The 22,065-nt window shown below is 58.3% G+C and carries 11 protein-coding genes and 7 pseudogenes; 11 read left to right on the top strand and 7 right to left on the bottom strand.

The genetic code is table 11. The annotated features are described in order from the left end of the window. The first annotated feature begins 29 nt into the window (after positions 1-29). Positions 30-1,186, top strand: a pseudogene (locus NKH90_RS26900) (IS110 family RNA-guided transposase). 73 nt (positions 1,187-1,259) lie between these two features. Here NKH90_RS26900 and NKH90_RS26895 read toward each other — a convergent pair. Both NKH90_RS26895 and NKH90_RS26890 read right to left on the bottom strand, forming a co-directional pair. Continuing rightward, positions 1,260-2,764: pseudogene (locus tag NKH90_RS26895) on the bottom strand (trimethylamine methyltransferase family protein). Positions 2,765-3,613: 849 nt separating this feature from the next. Continuing rightward, positions 3,614-3,940: a LysR family transcriptional regulator gene (locus tag NKH90_RS26890; protein ID WP_352822073.1), complete on the bottom strand. Its 327-nt coding sequence runs from the start codon at positions 3,938-3,940 to the stop codon at positions 3,614-3,616. Between the two features lie 252 nt (positions 3,941-4,192). On the opposite strand from NKH90_RS26890, the pseudogene NKH90_RS26885 reads away from it, so the two are divergent. The 7 genes and pseudogenes from NKH90_RS26885 to NKH90_RS26855 form a co-directional block, all read left to right on the top strand. Further along, positions 4,193-4,413: pseudogene (locus NKH90_RS26885) on the top strand (transposase); the annotation flags it as partial. A gap of 245 nt (positions 4,414-4,658) precedes the next feature. Continuing rightward, positions 4,659-5,207 (top strand): GNAT family N-acetyltransferase, encoded by a 549-nt coding sequence (locus NKH90_RS26880; RefSeq protein WP_352822070.1) that lies wholly within the window; start codon positions 4,659-4,661, stop codon positions 5,205-5,207. Between the two features lie 272 nt (positions 5,208-5,479). Continuing rightward, the gene (locus tag NKH90_RS26875; RefSeq protein ID WP_352822067.1) at positions 5,480-6,475 is read left to right on the top strand and encodes a D-alanine--D-alanine ligase family protein; all 996 of its coding nucleotides are present in this window, start codon (positions 5,480-5,482) and stop codon (positions 6,473-6,475) included. A 227-nt stretch (positions 6,476-6,702) separates the two neighbouring features. Beyond that, the gene (locus tag NKH90_RS26870; protein WP_352611277.1) at positions 6,703-7,089 is read left to right on the top strand and encodes a transposase; all 387 of its coding nucleotides are present in this window, start codon (positions 6,703-6,705) and stop codon (positions 7,087-7,089) included. Next, positions 7,086-7,430, top strand: a complete 345-nt coding sequence (gene tnpB / locus NKH90_RS26865; protein WP_258597190.1) for an IS66 family insertion sequence element accessory protein TnpB — start codon at positions 7,086-7,088, stop codon at positions 7,428-7,430. The genes NKH90_RS26870 and tnpB overlap by 4 nt, the downstream gene beginning before the upstream one ends. A 76-nt stretch (positions 7,431-7,506) precedes the next feature. Next, positions 7,507-9,143, top strand: a pseudogene (gene tnpC / locus NKH90_RS26860) (IS66 family transposase). A gap of 271 nt (positions 9,144-9,414) precedes the next feature. Next, positions 9,415-10,230: pseudogene (locus tag NKH90_RS26855) on the top strand (ATP-grasp domain-containing protein); the annotation flags it as partial. Between the two features lie 541 nt (positions 10,231-10,771). Here NKH90_RS26855 and NKH90_RS26850 read toward each other — a convergent pair. The 4 genes from NKH90_RS26850 to NKH90_RS26835 form a co-directional block, all read right to left on the bottom strand. After that, positions 10,772-11,839 (bottom strand): methyltransferase domain-containing protein, encoded by a 1,068-nt coding sequence (locus NKH90_RS26850; RefSeq protein WP_352822063.1) that lies wholly within the window; start codon positions 11,837-11,839, stop codon positions 10,772-10,774. 15 nt (positions 11,840-11,854) lie between these two features. Beyond that, positions 11,855-14,533 (bottom strand): condensation domain-containing protein, encoded by a 2,679-nt coding sequence (locus tag NKH90_RS26845; protein ID WP_352822060.1) that lies wholly within the window; start codon positions 14,531-14,533, stop codon positions 11,855-11,857. Positions 14,534-15,144: 611 nt separating this feature from the next. Continuing rightward, entirely contained in the window at positions 15,145-15,351 is a 207-nt protein-coding gene (locus NKH90_RS26840) for a hypothetical protein (RefSeq protein ID WP_352822057.1), read from the bottom strand. A gap of 278 nt (positions 15,352-15,629) precedes the next feature. Further along, positions 15,630-16,862 carry an ATP-grasp domain-containing protein gene (locus NKH90_RS26835; RefSeq protein WP_352822054.1) on the bottom strand — a complete coding sequence of 411 codons (1,233 nt, stop codon included), beginning with the start codon at positions 16,860-16,862 and terminating at the stop codon, positions 15,630-15,632. A gap of 304 nt (positions 16,863-17,166) precedes the next feature. Between NKH90_RS26835 and NKH90_RS26830 the strand changes: the two are divergent. The 3 genes and pseudogenes from NKH90_RS26830 to NKH90_RS26820 form a co-directional block, all read left to right on the top strand. Then, positions 17,167-17,933: pseudogene (locus tag NKH90_RS26830) on the top strand (transposase); the annotation flags it as partial. 163 nt (positions 17,934-18,096) lie between these two features. Continuing rightward, the gene (locus NKH90_RS26825) at positions 18,097-18,327 is read left to right on the top strand and encodes a 3-methyl-2-oxobutanoate hydroxymethyltransferase (protein WP_352822051.1); all 231 of its coding nucleotides are present in this window, start codon (positions 18,097-18,099) and stop codon (positions 18,325-18,327) included. A gap of 119 nt (positions 18,328-18,446) precedes the next feature. Further along, positions 18,447-18,589 (top strand): annotated as a pseudogene (locus tag NKH90_RS26820) (transposase); the annotation flags it as partial. Positions 18,590-18,878: 289 nt separating this feature from the next. Here NKH90_RS26820 and NKH90_RS26815 read toward each other — a convergent pair. Further along, positions 18,879-21,593: a lyase family protein gene (locus NKH90_RS26815; RefSeq protein WP_352822048.1), complete on the bottom strand. Its 2,715-nt coding sequence runs from the start codon at positions 21,591-21,593 to the stop codon at positions 18,879-18,881. Between the last annotated feature and the right edge of the window lie 472 nt (positions 21,594-22,065).

Genomic DNA, 22,065 nt, shown 5'->3' with positions numbered 1-22,065 from the left:
AAGTCGCTAAACATCACCTGGAGGTCAGCATGCAAGCCAACACCACCAAAGCCCCGGCCGCTATCCGCGTCGATCTTGCCGCAATATTTGTCTCGTTAGAACTGTCTCGTTCAAAATGGCTCGTGACTTCGCTTTCGCCAGGTGGAGGCGAGAGAATGTCGAGACACCTCGTGTCGGGGGGCGACATTCCGGGTTTGCTCGATCACTTCGCAGAGCTGCAACGAAAGGTGGAAGTGCGGACAGGGCAGCGTTTCCGGGTCATATCAATCCAGGAAGCTGGTCTGGATGGATTCTGGATACATCGGGTCCTCGAACGCGAAGGCATCGAGAGTTATGTCGTGGACCCGGCATCCATTGCCACATCACGTCGCCGCCGGCGGGCCAAGACCGACAGGATTGATGGGGAAGCACTGGTTCGAGCGTTGTTGGCCTACAACCGCGGCGAGCCTCGGGTTTGCGCGATGTTGCGAGTGCCAACGCCGGAGGAGGAAGACCGTCGCCGGTTGGTGCGGGAGCGGAAGGCGCTGACGAACGAGCGGATCAGGCACGTCAACAGGATAAAGGGCCTTTTGTTCAGCCAAGGTGTGTCCGGATACGAACCATTGAAAGGCGATCGACGCAAATGCCTCGATGCGCTCATTACCGGAGATGGGCGTCCACTGCCGCCAGCGCTCATGGCGCAGATCAGCCGCGAGCTTGACGCATCGAGTTGCTGATCCAGCAGATCAAGGATGTTGAAGAGGCACGCGACGCCTTGCTCGTCGCGGCAGATGAGCCAACACCGGCCCTGCTGCTCAGCCTCAAGGGAATAGGTCCGGAGTTCGCGGCCGTCCTGTGGTCTGAGGGATTATCGCGCAAGTTTGACAATCCACGACAGGTTGCCGCCTACGCTGGTTTGGTGCCAACGCCCTGGCAAAGTGGGCAGATTAATTGCGAGCAGGGAGTCTCGAAGTCCGGCAATCCAAGGCTCCGGTCGACGCTTGTCCAGGTTGCGTGGCTCTGGGTTCGCCATCAACCCAATTCCGCAGTCAGCCAGTGGTTCAGGGCGCGAGTCATCCAGAATGGTGGCCGGTACAAGAAGACGGCGATCATCGCCCTCGCTCGGAAACTGCTTGTTGCGCTGTGGAAATACGTGAACGCCGGAGTCGTTATAGAAGGAGCTCTCCTGACGAAACCATCAGCGTAGACGCCAATCGATTCTAATAATCTCCAGGACCGACCAGGGCCTGGCAGATCCTCGGTAGACGAACCGACGAAACTCATGGCCTCAAACAGCCGCCGTTGAAGAATGGTTTCGTCTCTTGGGTTCCGAATCCGCCGCAAGCGGGATCATGGAACAGGTGCATGCGCCCTGACCGAATATAAGGTGGACTGGGTTCGTTCGCGAACCGCGTCACGCTAACGGACCCATCGAATGGATCTACGGATTGCCGCGGAGGTACATGACAATGTCGACGTGATGCCGTTTGTAGTTGACCATCCCCATATAAGAGTTTCGGAATAAAGAAGGCCTTCTCGAAGTTGGCCTGTGTATGGGGATGTCCAAAGTAATGGCCGCCCGGCCCGACATCACGGACCGCAGCCAGGGCTTCATCGAAATCGTCCCACTGGATGCCTTGCGTCATGCGATAGCCCATGGCGCAGACTTCGGCGTCGACGACGAATTTTGCGATCGAGCAGTGCATGCCGGCTTCATTCCAGCCAGCAGAATGCCAAATGTAGTTTGCGCCTGACAGCAGCACGGCCATCATCGTCATCGCACTTTCATAGCCAGCTTGCGCATCGAAGATCTTGGCGCCGCCAAGCAAGTTCGAAGTGCGCCAGGGCACGTTATAGCGACGAGCCATCTGGCCGATCATGAAATTCATGAGCGATATCTCTGGCGTTCCCGCCATCGGCGCTCCCGATTGCATCGACACGGTCGACAGGTAATGCCCATAAATCGCAGGGCAGCCCTTGCGCACCACCTGCGTGTAAGCGAGTGCAGAAAGCGCCTCCGCATTGAGCTGCGCCACTGCCGCCGCGGTGGATGCTGGCGTATTCGCACCGCCGAGAACGAAGGGCGAGCACAAGACGGGCTGGTTGCGCCGGCAGAAAGCACGCATGCCGCCCAGCATGACCTGGTCCCATACCAGCGGCGAATTGCTATTGCAGTTTCCAGTGGTGACTGCATGCGTCTCGAGCAAGCCTTCACCGAAAAGGATGTCGCACATGTCGAGCACATCCTCGGCATTGTTAGGCGAGGTGGTCATGCCCATGAAAATCTTGTCGGAATGCTTTATTGACGAATAGGTGATGTGCAGGTGCCGATGCGCGACGACAATGTCCATCGGCTCGACGATGTGGTGAGCCGACGAATGTAGCGCGGGCATCATGTGGGCGAGTTTATGAAACGTCCCCAGGTCCGCAATCGTCGGGCCACGCCTCACATCATCGAGATCACGCATATACGGTGCGCCGGTCATCGGCACGAAGATGGATTTGTCGCCTCCGAGCTCGACATTCTTCGCTGCGTCGCGCGCGAAATATCGACGTTGGGGGGAATGGTCTTGATGAGCTCCATAACCAGCCCGCGGTCGAGATGAACACGGTCATCCGCGCGTACGTCCGCTCCGGCTCTCTTCCAGTCCTCAATCGCGATCGGATCGCGAAACACCACGCCTACTTCTTCCAGGATGGCGAGAGAAGCCTCGTGAATGCGTTCAACCTGTTCGGCATCCATCGGCTCTACCACGGGCAGGCCGCGCTTCAGCGTCGGCAACATGTCAACCTTTGGCGCGGTGCGGATCGTCCGCCGCGCTTCCCGCCCTCCTCTACGAGAGAGCTGTAGTTGAGCAGTCATCCCGGCCTCCAGATAAATAAGTCGCGACACCGAAACCGGACCGCGTTCAAATATTGCCGGAGCTTTGAGCTTTTGACCTACTGCAAAAGTCTCACGCGCGTGTTGACTAAAGGGCTGCACCGCCGGCTCGCTCACCCGGACACTCGAGAGATGGTCCAGGTCGAGCAGGCGGAGCCGTTCCACGTCGCAGCCCCAGCCTTTACGGATATCGCGCAAACTTGGACGGAATCGCCAACCGTAGGAACCGCGACAGGCAGAGACGATGATGCATTGCGGCAAGCGAGCGAAATAAAGTCAATCGGGAGGCGACCTTTTTGCGTCGACTGGCTTTCGCGGTTCCGTGGTAGCACGTTTCTCGCTTGGTCTGGGGCAAGAACAGAACAGCCCATTCCCGGATCAGGCGAGGTGAACAAAAATGACAACCTCGGACTCATCTAGGCATCAAATGGGTATCGACAGGAGGATTTGAATGCCAAGGTCAAATCTCGTGAATGATGTACTCGGCGCGAGCACGTCGCGCAGAACCTTGCTGAAGGCCGGCGGCGCCGCCGCGCTGCGTGAATTCCTGCAAGCGGCCGCAGCTCAGCTCACGGCTTCGCGGAGATCAGCGAGGGTGGGAATCACCGTCGTATGCATTCCGGCCGAGATCATTGCAGTCGCCGGGCATTGCCAGTATGGCGGCTCGGGCGGGGCGTCATCCCGCCACAACAAGGAACAAAGCCAGAGCCCTTCCTCGTTCCGTGGCATCCTCCCGCGCCGCACCCGGCCCAGTCAGGTTCGATCCATTCGACGTGCAGGAGTGGCAGTTCGGGAATAATCGCGGCGTTTAAAGATCCTCACGACTTCCGACGCCCGTGCAAAGCTGCTTGCCAGCAACCTATAGAGGTCTTCACCAGCGCTGGTAAGCACGACGTCAGCGCCAGGCCCTACAATCAGCCGAACGCCAAGCTCCTCCTCAATGGCTTTGATCTGCCGACGGATCTCTCCCGATGTCACTTCAAGCTCGGAAGCCGCAAGCTTGAACGATAAATGGCGTGCCGATGCCTCGAATACCTCAAGGGCAGTCAGGGACGGGATGTCATAATGGAGATGGACCATTGAGCACTCCAATAGAGAATTGGCAATCGCGAACCGAACGACATCGTATCCCGTGTCCCACTGGTCTCCGTGACGGATTGCGGCCGTCCGCCGCGACCCCCGCAAATTGCGTGCCGAATTGGCGCGTTTTATTTGCACCACTCACCCGTACCGACGGCCCGGCCCTGGCATCGGTTTCGTCAGGTTTTCGACATTCTTGTCCAGCTTAGGACACGAGGTTTGTGGACATAGATGCGCGGGATCGGGGTCGCGCAAAGCCCATGGCAGCGTCGCACCAACGAGAGCACCAACGGGCTGCTGCGCCAGTACTTCCCGAAAGGCACGGACCTGACAATCCACTGCGCCGACGAGATCCCCGCCGTGGCAGCAGCCCTCAATGCCGTCCGAGAAAGACGCTCGGCTGGAAAATGCCCAGAGGCGTTGACGCGTTGCTGCCATTAGTGAACACAATCGGTGTAGCGACGACTGCGTGACTTCCGCAACGAAGTTAATCTACGTCGCAACAGATCCTTCAAATAAGTTTACAGAACCTTTGCGACCGCGGATCACTGACGATGGTAACCTCACTGCAAAGTTTGAGCTTAAGCACCCCTGAAAGATTGATGCCGGTTTTTCAGTGGAACGACTATGTCGAGCCAGCACGAAAGCCGTCGTCAAGTGAAATTGAGGTTGGACAAGCTTCGCCGACATCCATCTCGAAATATCGATGAGTTGACCGATGAGGCTGATGACGGAACGTCTAATATTACGTCCCTGGGAGGACAAAGACCGGGGCCCAATGGCAAGAATTTACGGTGATGCGCACGTCAGACGGTTCTCTCCCAAAGTGTTGACGGTCGAGGACGCGAATGTCAGGATTGACCTTGCGATCGAGCGCGCCCGGACCAACGGGTTTCACTATCAGGCGGCGGAGCTGAAAGGCAGCGGCGAGCTTATTGGTCTGATCGGGCTTGGCGTCCTCTCGGAAACGGTGCAGGCGGCAATTCCCAGCCATCCGCGCGTCGAAATCGGATGGGTGCTCGCAAAGGAGCATTGGGGCAAAGGACTCGCGCCGGAAGGCGCGCGGGCATGGCTCGACTACGCTTGGTTAATCGGTCTGCCTGAGGTCGCCGCCCGCACGGCCAGGGAGAACGCGCCGAGCCAAAGGGTCATGCAGAAGATCGGCATGATCTATGATCCAACCGGCGACTACGAAAACCCGACGTTCGGCGAGGGTCATTGGTTGCGGCCGGGCGTGGTCTACCGGAAACAGAACCCGACACGATGAGGCGCAGCATTCCGCTGTCGCGGCGTAAAACACGCTGTTTGCCCCCTCGCTCGCACAACCTCCTCGTTGGCACGCCGATTGCTTGGACACGGTGCAGGACCCGTTCCCCTAGCGGTGTCGCATGCTCCGACCGAGGAGGTCGGACCAAGCTCGGTCGCCGCTTGGCCAACCGATACCAGCGGGGCACGCGGCGCCAGACGAGTTGTTGTCTTCGGTCGATCGAATCCGAACGAATGAAGGTGACAGCAGAGCAAATATCCAAGGAGTAGCTCATGCGAATAGCTATTGTACGGAATGATGAAAACAGGGGTGTGATCAACCGGTTTGGTCAACTTTGTCCCGAGAAATTCGGCCGCGATACAGGCAAACGCGTGGCGGCGGCACTGCAAGAGGGCGGGCACGAGACGCTGCTGTGCGAAGGCGATAGAGGACTGCTCGCTACGCTCGAGCGGTTCATGCCACCTGCGTACCAAGCCTGCCCCTCGGGAATCGTTTTCAACCTGGCATACGGAATTCAGGGCGAGAGCCGTCTCGCCCACGTTCCGGCCATGCTCGAGATGGCTGGCGTACCCTACACCGGATCCGGCCCGCTCGGGCATGGGCTGGCGCTCGACAAGGTTATTACTAAGAGACTCATCCGCGATCGTGGCATGCCGACGCCGAACTTTCGCGTGATGCGTCGCGGCACGCAGAGTTCTGGCGACCTGCAATTCCCATTGGTAGTGAAGCCGCGCCACGAATCCGACAGCTGCGGAGTGCAACTCGTCCATGAGCCCGCTCAGCTAAGGCAGGCTGTGGAAGTGATCGTCACGCAGTATGCGCAGGATGCGCTTGTGGAAGAGTACATCGAAGGGAGAGAAATCTGCGTCGCGCTGCTGGGAAACGGAGAGCTTGAAGTGTTGCCTCTCGTGGAGCAGGACTTCGGCGATTGCGAGACCCGTCTTGTGACTTGGGAAGCGAAGCACATGGCGGTCGCGCCGCCGCCGAAGATTTGCCCGGCTCAGATCGGAAGCAGCCTTGCGACGGTGCTGCGGGATATTTCGGTTGCGACTTTCCGTGCCTGCCAATGCCGTGATTACGCTCGCATCGACTTCCGGATCGACCGCTCCGGCCAGCCGCTTGTGCTGGAGATCAATACCATGCCGGGGTTCGATACAGGCAGTGCTTACGCCTTAGCCGCGATGACCGCGGGATACAGCTTCTCGGGCTTGGTCAATCGCATCCTGGATGTCGCTCACGCGCGGTATTTCGGATCCGCACTCCCCTGACACGCAAACACTCCGCCAAGCGAGAGGCTTCTTCGCATGGCCGAAAAGCTCACAGGCCTATGTTGCGTTCGATCCTGTCGGCCGCGTGAGTAGGAGTTTCCCTCACATCGATAGCCATGATGACCGACAGGTCCTGACCCTCGATAGATGGTAAGCGCGTAGGCATCCCCACGTAGCGTGCAGGTGGTTGATCGCTCATTTTCAGCATGAATCATGCGGAGAATCCTGTGAGCGACAGTATGAGCCATCATCGAACATTCGAGATTTTGACGGCGGAGCCTGTGCCGTCCCGACGCAAGCCGCGCCATCGGTCGGACGAAGAGAAGGCACGGCTTGTCGCCGAAGCCTTCTCGCCAGGGGGTAATGTGTCGGCAGTTGCGCGTTCCGAGGGGCTGGACCCCTCGCAGCTCTATGCATGGCGCCGCAAGGCGCTTTCGTCGGGCATGGTTGCGCCACTGACGGAGGGAGCGAGCAAGCCGGCGAAGTTCACGCGCTTTGAAGCGATGGGCAGCGACATGGTGGAAATCGTCATTGGCGATGCCGTGGTGCGCGCCGGCGGCGATGTTGATCCCGATCGCCTGGCGAGGATCATCCGCGCGGTTCGCAAGGCATGATCGCTTCCGGTGTGGTGGTTTACGTGTCGTGCCAGCCTGTCGACTTCCGCAAGGGCGCGGCATCTTTGATGGCGCTGGTCAGGGATGGCGGCCTGGACCCGTTCTCGGGGGCGCTTCACGTGTTCCGCTCGAAGCGTGCGGACCGGGTTCGCATCGTGTGGTGGGACGGCAGCGGGGTTTGTCTTTATTCGAAGACTCTGGAAGATCACAGCTTCTGCTGGTCTGCGATATCGGCCGCGCGCATGCGTCTCGACCACGCCCAGCTGATGGCGCTTCTGGCCGGGTTAGACTGGAAAAAGATCCGTCCGGCCAGGATCAGGCGGCCGTTATCGACGGGCTGAAACCGGCCTGCGGCAAGATGAATCATGCGGCTGGAACGGTTGGGAAAGCGGCTGTTTTTGTGCTCTGTTGCTTGCCATGGTTCTACCGGGTCTTGCCCTTCCCGACGACGTTGATGCGCTGAAGGCGATGATCCTTTCCATGGCTCGCGAGCAGGCTGCGAGCCAGGCCCGGATCGCAGTCGCCGAAGCTCGGATCGCAGCATCCGAGGCGGAGGTCGCCCGGCTGAAGGCCGTCGAGAGGAGCGCCAACGAGCGGATCGCCAATCTCACGTCGATAAAAGTTTTACAGCGCACGCAACATGGCACGCGTTCCGAGCGGCTACGCCTGGCCATCGACGACGAGCAGGCCTCCTTTGCCTTCGAAGAGGTCGAGACCGGCCTTTCGGAAATCCGGAGCGAACTCGACCGCGCGGTCGGGAATAAGCCGAAGCGCGCGCCGCGTCCGCGCAAGGGTTTTGCTGCCCACCTCGAACGCATCGAGGAAGTTATCGAGCCGGAAATCCCTGGCGACTGCGAGGGGCTGGAAAAGGTTCTGATCGGCGAGGACCGATCCGAGCGGCTGGACGTCGTGCCGCCGAAGTTCCGGGTCATCGTCACGCGCCGTCCCAAATACGCTTTCCGGGGCCGTGACGGCGTGGTCCAGGCTCTGGCGTCGGCGCACATCGTTGAAAGCGGCCTGCCGACGGAGCGGCTGCTCGCCTACATCGCCGTGTCGAAATACGCCGACGGCCTTCCGCTTTACCGGCAGGAGACGATCTATCTGCGCGACGGTGTCGAGATCAGCCGGTCGCTGATGGCGCAGTGGATGGGGCATCTGGGCTTTGAGTTGCAGATGCTCGCCGATTATATCCTCGAGCGTGTGAAGGAGGGCGAAAGGGTCTTCGCCGACGAGACGACCTTGCCCACCCTTGCCCCCGGTTCCGGGAAAACCACGAAAGCCTGGCTATGGGCCTACGCACGGGATGATCGACCCTATGGCGGAACCAGTCCGCCAATGGTTGCCTATCGTTTTGAGGACAGCAGAGGCGCAGATTGCGTGGCGCGCCACCTCGCCGGGTTCAGCGGTATCCTGCAAGTGGATGGCTACTCGGCCTATACCAACCTGGTCAAGGCACGGGCCAAAGCCGGCAGCAATGAAACAATCCTGCTCGCCGGGTGCTGGGCTCACCTGCGGCGCAAATTCTACGACCTGCACATCAGCGGGATCTCGCAGGCCGCGACGGATTCGATCATCGCCATGACCGAATTGTGGAAGGTCGAGGACGAGGTTCGCGGCAAGGATGCCGGAAGCCGCGCCGCGCTCCGTCAGGAAAAGTCCGTGGCCATTGTCGCGAGCCTCTTCGATCTATGGGAAGCGGAACTGGGGAAGGTCTCCGGAAAATCCAAAACCGCCGAGGCGATCCGCTACGCGCTCACCCGGCGGGAGGCGCTGGAACGCTTTCTGATGGGCGGTCGCATCGAAATCGACTCCAATATCGTCGAGCGTGCAATCAGGCCCCAGACGATCACGCGAAAGAAAGTCTATTCGCCGGCAGCCAAGGCGGTGGACGAACCTGGGCGACGGTAGCCACCTTGCTGCAAACCTGCAAAATGAACAGCGTCGATCCGCTCGACTGGCTCTCGCAGACCTTGACCCGCATCGCTCAAGGATGGGCGGCATCCGAGATCGAAATGCTCATGCCTTGGAACTTTAGGCCTGACGTTATCGGCTGACCGCTTACGATAGATGGCTCGACTGAAAAACTGAAACCGATGTGGCTTGAACATCGCAACCCTCAAAAATTCGTCGAGACGCTCCGTACCACACGCTGGCAACGAAAAAAGTAGCAACAAAACCTTCAAGTAAAACTACAGACTCTCTGCGACCGCAGATCGCTGACGATGGTACCTTCATCGCAAGGTCTGAGGTCAGGCACTGCTGAAAAAGCTGGTGCCCGATGTTCGCTCACACCGCCGTACCGCACGCTTCAATAGAAGAGCGCTTATTCTGGTTGAAGGACACAGGTGTATCGGTCTGCTTTATGTGAAAGTGGCCCCGGGGTCTTGGGCTTCATCCAATCACCCTGTCATCTGATCCAGCTCAGTATCACTATCTCGCGGCCGAAAAGACTTGAGGCAATCCGTGTCGATACAGACAATCTCGATGACCTGATCCGCGAATGTTCCGGGCTACGTATTACCTATGACATTGCTTGCATTACTGGCTTCTCAGGGCTCGATGAGTTGATCTATGCGACGGTTGCTAAGCTCTGCCGGCATTTCCCCAAATCGATTGAACGATGCGGCGACAAATTCGTTCAACGTCGCTTCCTCGCGGAGGCCGACGTTCCAATGCCTGCTTATCGCTTGGCAGCGGATACGACGGAGGTGGAAAGCTCTGCCGCGGAGATCGGCCTGCCGGTGATTGTTAAGCCAGCTGTAGGCAGCGGCAGCAACGGTGTCCGATTGTGCTGCAACGTCGATGAGTTAGCCGAACATACGACCTGTCGCCTTGGGTGGGAAGCACATTTGGGGATCTTCGCCGAGGATACTGGTCGAAGAATTCGCACGAGGCCGCCAGTATAGCGCTTACGCAATGGGAAAGAGGTCATTGGGATCTGCGCCGCTAACTTCGGCCCGCCCTACCGCATTTCGTCTATCATAATTTTACCTTCCAGCTCTGCTGACTGAGGACGAGCAGGAACGTATCGCGGACGCTTAGCTGAGCTGTCTGCGGGCTCTCGGCCTTGGCTGGGGGCCAGCGCACATTGAATCCCGGTGGACGTTCCCTTCTTATTGTCTTGCAGATTTTGTGCCCCGACCCGTTCTCCACGGCTACGGCAACAGGCGCGCCTGCTCCTCTATGCCGAAGCATTCCAACCCTAACCCCAAGATTTGTTGCGCGTTTAACATCTTGTGAGCGAGATTAATTTCGAATGGGCAATAATACGAACTGTAGGGCATCGCGCGAGTCCGGGGGACGGTAACGGCAAACGGCTTATGATACCGGTGCACAGGGGCAGTCGAAAGTCCGCGATTTCGGCGATGCTTCGCCGGCCTCCTTGGGTGAGGAGCAGTTTCGAACAGCGAACCCCTTCCCTCCGCAAGCGTGCACAGAATCGAACGCGCCTCGCGATGTCGACGAGCGTGACGCGGTCGGCGCGACGCATGGCATTGGGTCGCATCTCTCCGGCAAATGATCCGCGAAGATTTTGGGCTGACGGTTTTGCGAGGCGCAGTTCTAGAACGTCTCATCAAGGCAGGATCGCTACAACTTCTCCTCCTACGGATGCCCCGCCCGTGGCGAGGCGAGTGAGGCAAGCAGAAGCTCTGGCTCTTGATGGGACCAGCGATAATCGATTTCACACGCGTCGCCCGCTCCCGACCAATGCATTGCGCGTTATGCGCGCTTCGAACTCACCGTGGGAGGTTTGTGTCACGACGAGCCCGAAATACTCATCAAGGAGCGCGAGCACGCGCTGCGTGTGGCTCCGGAGCTTCTCTAGCCCATACATCTTCACGACGTATTCCGCTAACAGTCGGAGAGCGCTCTCTTCGTCTCCTCCGTGGAAGACGAACGGGTCTGAGATTCGCTGCACAGTTACCTCATCGAACTGCGCAGCAGCGAACAGATCGAGCACCTCGCCCGCGGTAAAATGAGGGTAGTCATGTGGGGTCACTGAATAAGATGACACCACGTCAGCGAACCAGCGGGCAACGGGGGAGCCCTCTTCAAAGTCATGAAGAACGAAGATGCCACCGGGCCGGAGAATTCGCGCAGCCGCCCGGACAGCAGTGGCGCGCTCAGCGCGCGCGATGTGGTGCGTGCCGTAAGCCATCAGCACACCATCCACCGATCCATCTTTTATCCAGAACGGATCGGTCGCGCCCTGCCAGGTCGCAAACAGGCCATCTCGGATGCAACGGTCCACCATGAACTGTGAGACGTCAGAGTTGATGAAACTTGGGCAGCGCGCCGCACCCAAGAGCTGGTGCGCTACCTTGTTTACGTAGCCGTCACCGGCGAGAAGATCGCAGAAGATCAGTGATGAACATAGTCCGTCGCGACCATTTGGGTGCATTTTTCCCAATAGATCCATCACACCCTCCGATCGCGCCAGCAGGGACAGTTGGATGCTATCGAGGTAATCCGAACCACGCCCTTCCGGGGTGAACTCGTTGCGCGACAGTTTGGCAAGGCAGTCGAATGACTCTCTAGCGATTCGGGGCTCGATCGCCTTGAAGGCTACCGGGTTTATTTTTTCCAACTGGGAGAGGTGCGAATCTACACTATTGGGAAACATTGTGTTCTCCATGGTGACCAGGTGCCGGCGGGTAGAGCGATAGAACCTGTTCTTGGTTGAGTTTACGGCCACCGGCCTTGGAGAGACTGTTGCGGCCGTGGGTGTCTTGAGCACGCCGTATTTCATGCGCGCCTTTGGATCTCATCCTTCGGGCAGATCGTCCAGCCAACAGGCGCCCTCAAGGTGCGGCCGAGAAAAGATCTTTCCGATCTTTTCGGGACTCTTGTTTTGATGATACCGCATATAGATACGGCCATCGGCTCCAAGGTCGAGGACTTCGACCTTTCCTGTGTGATGGGACATGATGTATTTGAAGGTTTTTTGGATGCCGCTGAGGCGTTGGTTGATGCCGCGAGCAATCTCTATTCCTCGGCGCAGTGAAACCTGAAAATGGGAAGCGCCTTTCACTGGTCTGGCCTGAAATAGATAATACGGTCGGATACCTATTTGGTGACACTTGGCGAATGTGGCAGCCAAGATCTCAGGATCATCGTTGACTTTCGCGAGAAGCACGGTTTGGTTCAGGAACTGCACGCCCTGAGCGCGCAAGGATCGAACCTTGTGTTCCGCCTTAACGGAGATTTCGCCGATGTGGTCGAAGTGTGTAACGATCACTGCGGCCTTACCCGCTTCATCGATCCGTTTGAACAAAGCCGGTAAAGCGGGATCGTCGAACCGTTTGGGCTGATAGGCTAGTGTTTTTGTACCGAATCGAATCGAATCCAAATGTGGGATTGGCAGCAGACGATCAAGCATCTTGTCGAGCTTGGCCGTGCTGAGTACCAGCGGGTCGCCCCCTGTTATCAGCACGTTCGTAATCTCGGGATGGTCGCGAATATATTGCCCAATTTGCGCGAAATCAGCTGCTATTTCATCGGAATCCTTCCCGACAAGGCGTTTGCGAAGGCAATAGCGGCAATACGAAGCGCAACGGTCCGTGACCAGCAACAACCCGGTTTGGGCGTACTTGTGCTGAAACCCGGGAAAGACCGTGTTATCTAGCTCGCCGCTCGTGTCCAGGTTTCCGGGACTTTCGAACTCTTGGAATGAAGGTTCCACGATGTACTTAAGCTGTTCGTAATAACCGCTGTTGGTGATCTGCTCACGATAAGACTTTGTGACATGATAGCGCATGATGCTACTGGCTTGCAGTTCTCCCTCGGTAACGACGCGCGGCCCCTCGATGAAATTCATCACCGTTGTGTCGGGCCGCGGGGCCGAGTTAGTGGGTGGTGCTTGAAAAGGGCAAACGAGAGGCGCCGCGGCGGTCACCCGCACCTTCAGCTCTCCGTCGCTAAGGCTCTGATCCTTGTACACAGCCTCGATCGTTTTCGGATCCCGCTCCGTCTGCGCCCCAAGCAGTTCGTGAACCCAGGAATCCTGGGGAGAGGCCTTTTCCGTCGGGTTCGATTCAACCGCAAATCGACGTTCCTCCGCCAGCAGAAACGCCACCGACCAAACTCGTTGCCTGGGGTCGGCCGCCATCTGGCTCAGCGCCTGCTGCAAATAACTCACAAACCGCTCCACCGTGCTCCGCTCAAACAGAGACGTCGGATAGATCAGCCTTCCACAGATCACCTCGCCGATCTCGGAAAGGTTCAGCGCAAGAGCATGTTGCACGACACAATCGCCAACGCCAACATACTCAAGCTCGAGCCCCGGCAGTTCCGCCGCCTGCCCGGGATTATTTTCCCATGTAAGTATAACCTCCGGTTTGTGCGGCGGATCGACGAGTTCCACCGCCTGCTCAAATGGCAGGTCCTGATCATCCTGCGCCCCAGGCGCGGCGGCATTCGCCCGTTCTAGCAATGTTTCCAGTGTCGGGTCTCCCGACAGATCAATCCGCAGCGCCGAGGTCCTGACGAAGCAGCCGATCAGCCCCTCGATCTCGGAGTGGGTGCGGTTGGCGCTAGATGTGCCAATCACCAGCTCGTTGCGACCCGACAGCCGCGCCAGAACCAGCGCCCAGCCCGCCAGCAGGGTCACGAACAGCGTCGTTCCATTACGCTGGCTCAGCGCCTTGAGCTGTGCACTCAGCGGCTCGTGCAACACGAACTCAACGTAACTGCCGCTATGGTCCTGCTGCGCCGGACGCGGCCGGTCTGTCGGCAGCTCCAGCACCGCTGGCACGCCATCCAGCATTGGCAGCCGGTAATTCGACTGCCGCTCCAAGTTTTCACCTGCCAGCCAACCTCGCTGCCAAATCGCGTAGTCCGCATACTGCACGGGCAATCGCGGCAGCCGATCCGCGCTGCCTTCCCGGGCCGCGGCGTAGAGCTCGCTAAGGTCGCGGATTAGAATCTCCCGCGACGGCTCGTCCGAGACTATGTGATGCATCACGATCAGCAGCATATGATCGTCCTCCGCCAAGCGCGACAATCGTGCGCGGATCAGCGGCCCGGCTTCCAGATCGAATCCCGCCTGCTCTTCATAGCGCATCAGCTCCGCAAGGATCGCCTCCGCATCCGCTGCCGCCGTCAGATCGTCTCTTTTCAGCGGCAGGCCGACGTCCGCTGGTCCAATCCTTTGGAACGGCTCGCCGTCGTCCACCCCGAAGGTGGTGCGCAGCACCTCATGACGTGCCACCAACCCGTCCAAGGCCGACTGCAGGGCCGCCTCGTCCAACTCGCCGCGGAGCCGAAGCCCCACATAGATAAGATCGGCCATACTGCCGCCCTTCAGATGTGACAGGAACCAAAGCCGCTGCTGGGGGAGCGACAGTGGCACCCGTGACGGACGCGGCAAAGCTTCAATTAGCAGGACCGCACTCGATACTGCAGCGTCCGCCGCATTGAGTGGGATTGTTCGAGCAAGTTTCATGTAGACCTCCTGGGCGGCGGATTGCGATGCCGCTATGGTCGTGACCGTCCGTCACCGTGTCCCAAGCAATCGGCGTGCCACCGAAGAGGTCGCACGAGCAAGAGCCGCCACTCCATGTTTCGCGCCGCATACCGCGGAATACTTCCCTTAAGTGTGTCGCTTTCCGAACACAGAGTGTCTTCAACCCGATACGGCCGGGACGGAGTTACGGTCCCGTCGCTCCCCAACTCGCCGGCGCGCTTAGGGCTTATGCCGAACGACGTTCGGACCGTCCGCTGCCACAAGGGATAGCGTCCGCCTTCCTTGCAAACCGTGACGGAACGCAGGTGAGGAAGCACAATGTCGACCATGCATCGAGACGGCTGCTCGAGACCGCCGGAATCGGTCGCAAGGACGACGGCCGGCGCCCCCGGTGTCTGCACGCCTTGCAATCCGAGGCTGCACTCTTCGAAACGCGACTTCACTACCACAGGAAATCGCAGGTCGCCGGTACTCTCGGTGCCGCGACGCATCACGCGAAAGTTCGGCGTTGGCACGCCGCCATCGCGCAGAACACTCTTTGCGAGGACCTTGTCCTGCGCCAGCACATGCCCGAGCGGGCTCGATCCGGTTTACGGAAGGCCGGCCATCTCGAGCATGGCCGGAACGTGGGTGTAACGGTGATCGCCTTGAATTCCCGGTGCCATGTTGAAGACGATTCCCGACGGGCGGCTTTGCGGATCGGGTGGCATGAATCGCTCGAGCTCAGCAAGCAGTCCTTTATCGCCTTCACACATCAGCGTCTCGTGACCGCCGCCCTCTTGCAGCGCCGCCTGCACGTCTTCAGCTCCCCGTCGAGGCTATATTCCTGCGGACAAGGCTGACCGGACTGGTTAATGACGCCCGTATGATCATAATTCCGCACGACGGCTATTCGCATGGGTCTCTCCTTTGATGCTAGATGGCTAACATATTCGACGTATAAAGCTAGGAGACGGTGGTTCGCTCGTAGTTCTGCCAACCTGTCCGATCTTGACTATACCAATGTGAGTGACGATCACTCTCTGACGTGGGCATCACCTCGGGCCGCGCGAGAGATGAGAGGCGTGCGATTGATCTATTGGCCAAGAGGCGGATATGGTGTGATCGACCACTCGATCAAATCGACGGCGCGCTGAAGTATCGCCTCGGTCTGGGCAGGGCTGGGTGAAGTAGCGATGACATGTCCGATCGTGTCGCGGTAATCGCCTGTCCTGAGGATTGGGGACTTGGGTTCAACGTAAAATTTGACCTCGGCGACACCTTGTATAGCAGCTGCCCTGTCGCCATCGATCGAGTCGAGCATGCCATCGCGATCAGGAACTAGGAAGTGCGCGGCCGCATTGTGCGAGTGCCTTCTGCGCAAATCCCATTCCTCGCCGATGACAAACCTGATGTGCTCTGTGACGAGATCGACACCGTGCGCCAACTGAATCAGCCGAGGAGCGGTCCCACCTGGGAGGCGCGGATTGACTTCAATGACCACTGGGCCACGGTTCGTCCACCGGAATTCGATGTGCGCCGGCCCGCAGCCAAGACCGAGGGCTCGCAAACAGCTCAGCGACATGTGGGCGATACGCTCATGCTCGTGATTGGACAGCGGGGCCGGAAAGCTGAAATGTCGGTACACGAAATACGGTGGCGAACCGAAGTCTGCGGCACAAATGCCAACGATCGAATTTCCCATCGCGTAAGCGCTATACTGGGGACCTTGTACGAATTCTTCGACCAGTATCCTCGCCGAGGAGTGCGATGTGTGCTTCCGGCCCAACAGATAGGCCGCATGTTCAGTCAACTCATCGACCGTGCGGCACAATCGGACACCGCAACTGCCGCTGCCGACCGTTGGCTTAACAATGACCGGCAGGCCAATCTCCGCCGCAGAACTTTTCGCACCTATCAAATCAGATGCCAATCTATATGCAGGCATTGAAACGTCAGCTTGCGCGAGGAACTGACGTTGAACGAACTTGTCGCAGCATCGTTCAATGGATGCGGGGTCCGGCCCAAGTAGACCGAAATGTCGGCAGAGCTTAGAAACCATTATATATATCGACTCGTCGGCTCCCGTGAAGCCGGTAACGCCAGCAATGTTATGTGTATCACACAACCTAGAGCATTCATCGATAATGGCATCCAGATTGCTTGTATCGACCTTGACTGAGTGAATTCCCTCCGTCGAAAGATATCCGTATTGACTTGGATCTGATGCCAGGGTGATTGGATGAAGCCCAAGATGCTGAGCCGCCTTGATATATAGCAGACCAATACTCCTGTGTCCTTCAAGCAATATGAGCGTTCTTATTGCCATTGCTATAGACCCTCAGTTGGTGCGCAGCTTTCTAGTGTGCCTGGCCTCAGGCTTCTGGCGAAGGCAAGGTACCACTCTGACCGATCTGTCGTCGCAAAGAGTCAGTGAATTTACTTTAAAGGATTGTTGCAGCGTTTTCCTTGAGGTGTTCAGGGACGCCGGGCTCAATCAGTGATCCTGCTTTGCATAGCCTCAAGGGGCATCGAGCGATCTCTGCCAGTAGTCGAAAGCAATCCAATCTGGAACTTCAGTAAGGTGCCAGGGCATGTTTCGGCGCATAATGCCGCCGTTCGACAAGTCGTGCGGAGCTATTACCTCCGACGCTGGTGCCTTGCTTCTGAGTCATGCTGATCGGGCCAGAGGGCGGTTCGACGTGCTTCGTCGATTTCGCAATCAGGATCTCACGGTTCACCGCGTCTGCACGCTAGTCGGGCAACGCATCGCAGTGCTCGCGCTGGGATACTAGGACATCGACGACCACGACAGGCTTCGGCACGACCCGGTGCTCGCGCTTGTGTCGGAAGAAGATTGTGCGGTGCTTGCTGGCAAGTCGACGCTGAACCGACTGGAGCATGGCCGGGTCGGGGAGCCGAAACGCCTATCACAAGATCAGTTAGGACAAGGTCGCGTTGGAGGGTTTGTTCGTGGACCTGTTCCTGGAAGCCCGACAAGGCGCCGGCCGAGATCGTGCTCGACGCCGCCAATGATCCGCTGCACGGCCGGTAGGAAGACAGATTCTTCCACGGCTACTACAACTGCTACCTGCCGCTCTACATCTTCTGCGACCGGCACCTGCTGGCGGCAAAGCTCAGGCGTTCCACATCGACGCCAGCAAGGAGGTCGAGGACGTTGAGCGGATCGTGACCCAGATCCTCAAAATTGGCCCAGGGTCAGCATCATCCTGCGCGCTGATCCAGCTTTGCGCGCGAGGAACTGATGGCCTGGTGCGAGATCAACCGCGTCGATTACGTCTTCGGGCTCGCCCGCAACGAACGACTGGAAACCAAGATCGCCCCGGCCCTCGAGGAAGCCTGTCTGGTCTCCAGGAGAAGCGGCAAGACAGCCCGGGTCTAGCCACCGGAATGGCGCATGGTTCCATTCACTTCTATCGAGCTCAACAAACATTAATGACAATGGGTGTAGTGCGGAGTGGTAAGGGCAGGCGCGAGGCTAAGGGTCGACAGAAGTTTTCGATACGTCGGCTGATGGAGGACAGCCCTGATCGACACTATTCTTGTCCCTTGGCGATCGCATCGAGTTTGAGCTGCGCCCGCGCGAGCCACCCGAGGCGCTCGCCCGCAGGATCACCGAAGAAATCGCGATCCCGATGATCGGCATCGGCGCCTCCCCAGCCTGCGACGGGCAGACGTCGATGACATGCTTGGCCTGTCGGCGAGTTCCGGGCGAAATGTGTCAAGCGCTCCCTGTACTCGCCGATACCGCATCTGCGGCCATTGCGGCCTAGGCGCAGGACGTGCGCGCGCGCCGCTTTCCAGCTGCCGAACATTCGGCGAGCAACCAAAAACCGTCAGGGTAGCAGAAGCGTAAGCGCCCAGTGACGCCTTCGCCGGAGGCGTACGTTTGGCCACGTTGCGCCTCAGGCTCCTCAAGCCCGGCGCCAGCGTCATCGAAACCGTCTCGCGCATTCGCCTGGCCTTTGCCTCACCTGTCCCCAGGCCAGCGTGTTCCGGGCACTCGCCAGCAATCTGCTGCCCGCTGGACCATAACGGCCGGGGCAGCAGCCCGGGTCGAACCAGACAGCTTCGAACCCCCAGCGCGCTCACAAGTCACAAGTCCGGACACAGCACGGTGAAAAGCACGCCCGCAGCTGCATGACCAAAGCTCAGCGGCGCTCGAACCACAGGGCTCATGAATAGGACGGGCTAGAAGTGCATTATCGACGTTGAAGGCTGATCCCACGAAGCTCGATCATGTGCGACCTATGTCGACCGCCAAAACAACCGTGTACCTGGCATCACATCTCCAAGCGCCAAGATGCTTGCGTGCCAATGACGATCAGACGATCCTAGAGGTGGCTTGGTGCTCGTCAATGAGTTTTCTCACCCTTAACTTGCGATGCATGTCAGTATGCGTCCAGCGCTTTCGCACATCCGCGCATTTGACCTGCATGTCCAGAAATACCCCTTTTGCTGCAGAAAGCTGCTCCACGGTTGACCTTTTTCCGGGACCGCCTCCGAACTGCAGAGCGTCCCTGCACTCTTCAGGACTCGCTGGCAATACCTCACCGAGATATCTGATCAACTGGCTTCGGCGTTCACCGACGCTGCTATCCAGAGACAAGCGCCTGGCGATCTCGCCAATCTTTGTGTGCGCTTCTCTAAAAGGAACCCCTTGCGACGCCATCCGTTCTACGGCGACCGTCGTCATCGATAAACCATCCTCCAGATTTTCACGCATCGACAGAACGTTGAAAGACATGAACTTCACGACTAGCGACGTGAGGGTTAACGCGCGCTTTAGCGCTTCTTCTGCAAGGCTCAGTGAAGAGCAGCCGTAGTTGCTTACCTCGATCGAGTTGCTGAAAGGCGCTTTGCAGGTTGCCGTTGCTGCAGAAACATATGCGCCAATTACGGTGCTTGCCGACCCCTTGATATGTTCCAGCAGAAAGGGATTCTTCTTTTGGGGCAGCATGGAAGAGCCGCCAGCAAGATTGTTAGGAACATCCATAAGCGCGAACTCCCTCGTCGTCCAAACCTGCAGGTCCTGGGCCACACGACTGAGCAAGATTGAAACGCCAGCGAAGAGTGAAAGCCCATGTAGATGATGGTCACGGCTTGCGACCGCATCAAGAGAGTTGAATGACGGCAGTTTAAATCCTAAAAGATTCGCAGTCTTCAAGGGATCTATTGGGACGGTTGTGCCTCCGCCTGCCCCGGCCCCCATAGGGCAATTTCTGATGTCTTCCAGCAGGAAATGGAGCCGCTGGCGCTCGCGCGCCAGAGCGAAGAAGACGCCGAGCAGGTAGTGCCCTGGCGATCCGGGGAGTGCAATCTGATACTGACTGTACAACGGCGCCACAAGTCTCGATGCTTCATCCACTCGCTGAAGCAAGGCGTCTTGTGCAGTTCCGATCTGTTGAGAGATGGAACAGACAGCTTCCCGAAGCACCAGGAGAGAAATGGTCGCGTTCAAGTCGTTGCGGGATCTCGCAAGGTGCAGCCAGCCGGCCTTTTCGGGGCCAGCTCTCGCGGTAAGTTCTGCCTCATAAGCCAGATAGACACCACGCGGAGCATCACGGCCCTCCAAAGACTGAAAGCCCTCGTCCTGGAGGGCCAAGATGTGCTTGAGGAGTTCGGCAGCGTCTGCTTGGCTGACCAAGCCCTGGTCCGCGAGCATCACCAGATGTGCTTCGTCTATGGTCGCCTGGTACCGCAGAAGGCGACCGTCACGCGAAATCTCGATAGGCGGAGCGAGCAACTTCATCGCTTCGGGATGTAGGTTCCACCTGCCCTCGCTTGACCCAGCGACCTGCTTGTTGTTCGATTCGCCAGCAGCCGACTCGATATTGATCACAATGGAATCGATCATCCGTTGAGCTGCCGCGGCGGCGGCATTGAGTTCATCAGCGACGCCTATGACGTAGGCTACCCGGTCTCTGAAGTCGCCATTTATTTGAACTTCCACTCCCTCAGATTTCAGAAGACCCGCTTCTGGTACTGCCTCGTCTGGACTTCGAGAAAAGCTCAGGTGTTTGAGCTTTCCAGGCCTATCAGCAAGGCAGAAACGAATGGCTCCCGCCCTTGTGCTCGCGCGTGGAGGCGTGAACCCTTCTCCCGCATAAAGTCTAATCACCATGTCAAGGATTGGCGTGCCCAAGGCATGCGAGAGCATGACTGGAATCATTCCTCCAGCCAGCCTGGGGTTGACTTCGATGATGACGGGGCCCGATTTCGCCATCACGAACTCTACATGAGCCGGTCCGAACTTCAGGCCCAGCGCCGACACCGCTCGCGCAGAAAAAGAAGCCAGTTCCTGGAGGGATGGTTCCGGAAGCGGGGCCGGGAAGTCGTGCCCTACCTCGACGAAGCAAGGAGCCGGTCCCTTGTGCTTGGCAAGGATACCTAGGCAATGCAGCGCCCCATCGTAGGCAATTATCTCTGCAGAGTATTCTTTACCCTCTATATATTGCTGGATGAGGATGTCGGGACTGGGCAAAGCCACTTGATCCAACAATACGTCCTTTGCACTTTCAAACGCCTTGATGGCGGCTGTGGCACTATCGCACAACCGCACGCCGCTGCTACCGCTTCCGGAGACCGGCTTCACGACGACGGGCAGAGAAGCTTGGGCAAGAATGTTCTCAACGTCTCTGATGGATGTGGCCAACCGAGTTTCAGGGATCGTGATTGATTGTCGCTCTAACTCGGCCGCTTGCTTCCATTTGTTCCGGCATGTGGCTATAGCCTCCGGATTCGGCGCTGGTAACCCCATTGCCGTCGCTACACGCGCCGCTGCTTCCACAAAATAATCCGACGATGAATATATTCCTTCCAGCCCTCTTAATTTGGCGGCGACCTCGATGAGTTCATCCGGACTACGCGTTTCAGCTTCGATCACTTGGGCGAAGGAGCCCTTGAGAAACGGATAGCGCGCACGATTGCGCGTGACGAGATAGGGCTCAAAGCCCAGGACCCTGGCCCGCTTCATCAATAGTTCGCCAGTGCCCGTCGTGTTGCTTTCCACGAAAAGGAAGCTACCTCGGTTCATCATGAAGCATTCTCCAGCACGTTTAGGACAGCTTCCCGGCTTCTCCGATTCCAATGATATCGGTTCCATGGTGGGAGAGCCGTCGAAGGATGCTCTTCGCTAGAGGGAGCGTCCAGAAGAACACCTTCATGTAGACACCCGTTCTGCTGGAGCCACTCGTGGTCGTAAGCAGCTTCGACATAGCGGTGCCCTTCATCAGGACATATTACAACTACGATTTCTTTCGGATCCTGCCGAGCGCGCCAACGCCCAACGATGTAGCTCGCTCCTGAGGTCGGACCGGCGAAAACGGCATGCCGCTCGTGGAGGGTGCGAGTTGCCGCAAATGAGAGCGGAGCGGAGAGCAAATGCACCTCGTCATACAGTTCGTGCCTCACGTTCTTGGGGACAAGACTGTTCCCCAGCCCCCGCAGTTTCCGTTCGCCGTCCGGTTGGCCAAAGATGACGCTATTGAAGGTGTCAACTCCGACCAGGC

Origin of the sequence: Mesorhizobium sp. M0898 (genome assembly GCF_040319695.1) — a bacterium.
Lineage (GTDB): Bacteria > Pseudomonadota > Alphaproteobacteria > Rhizobiales > Rhizobiaceae > Mesorhizobium.
Note: the sequence above shows the minus strand (reverse complement) of the source record. Positions and strands in the feature narration are given on the sequence as shown.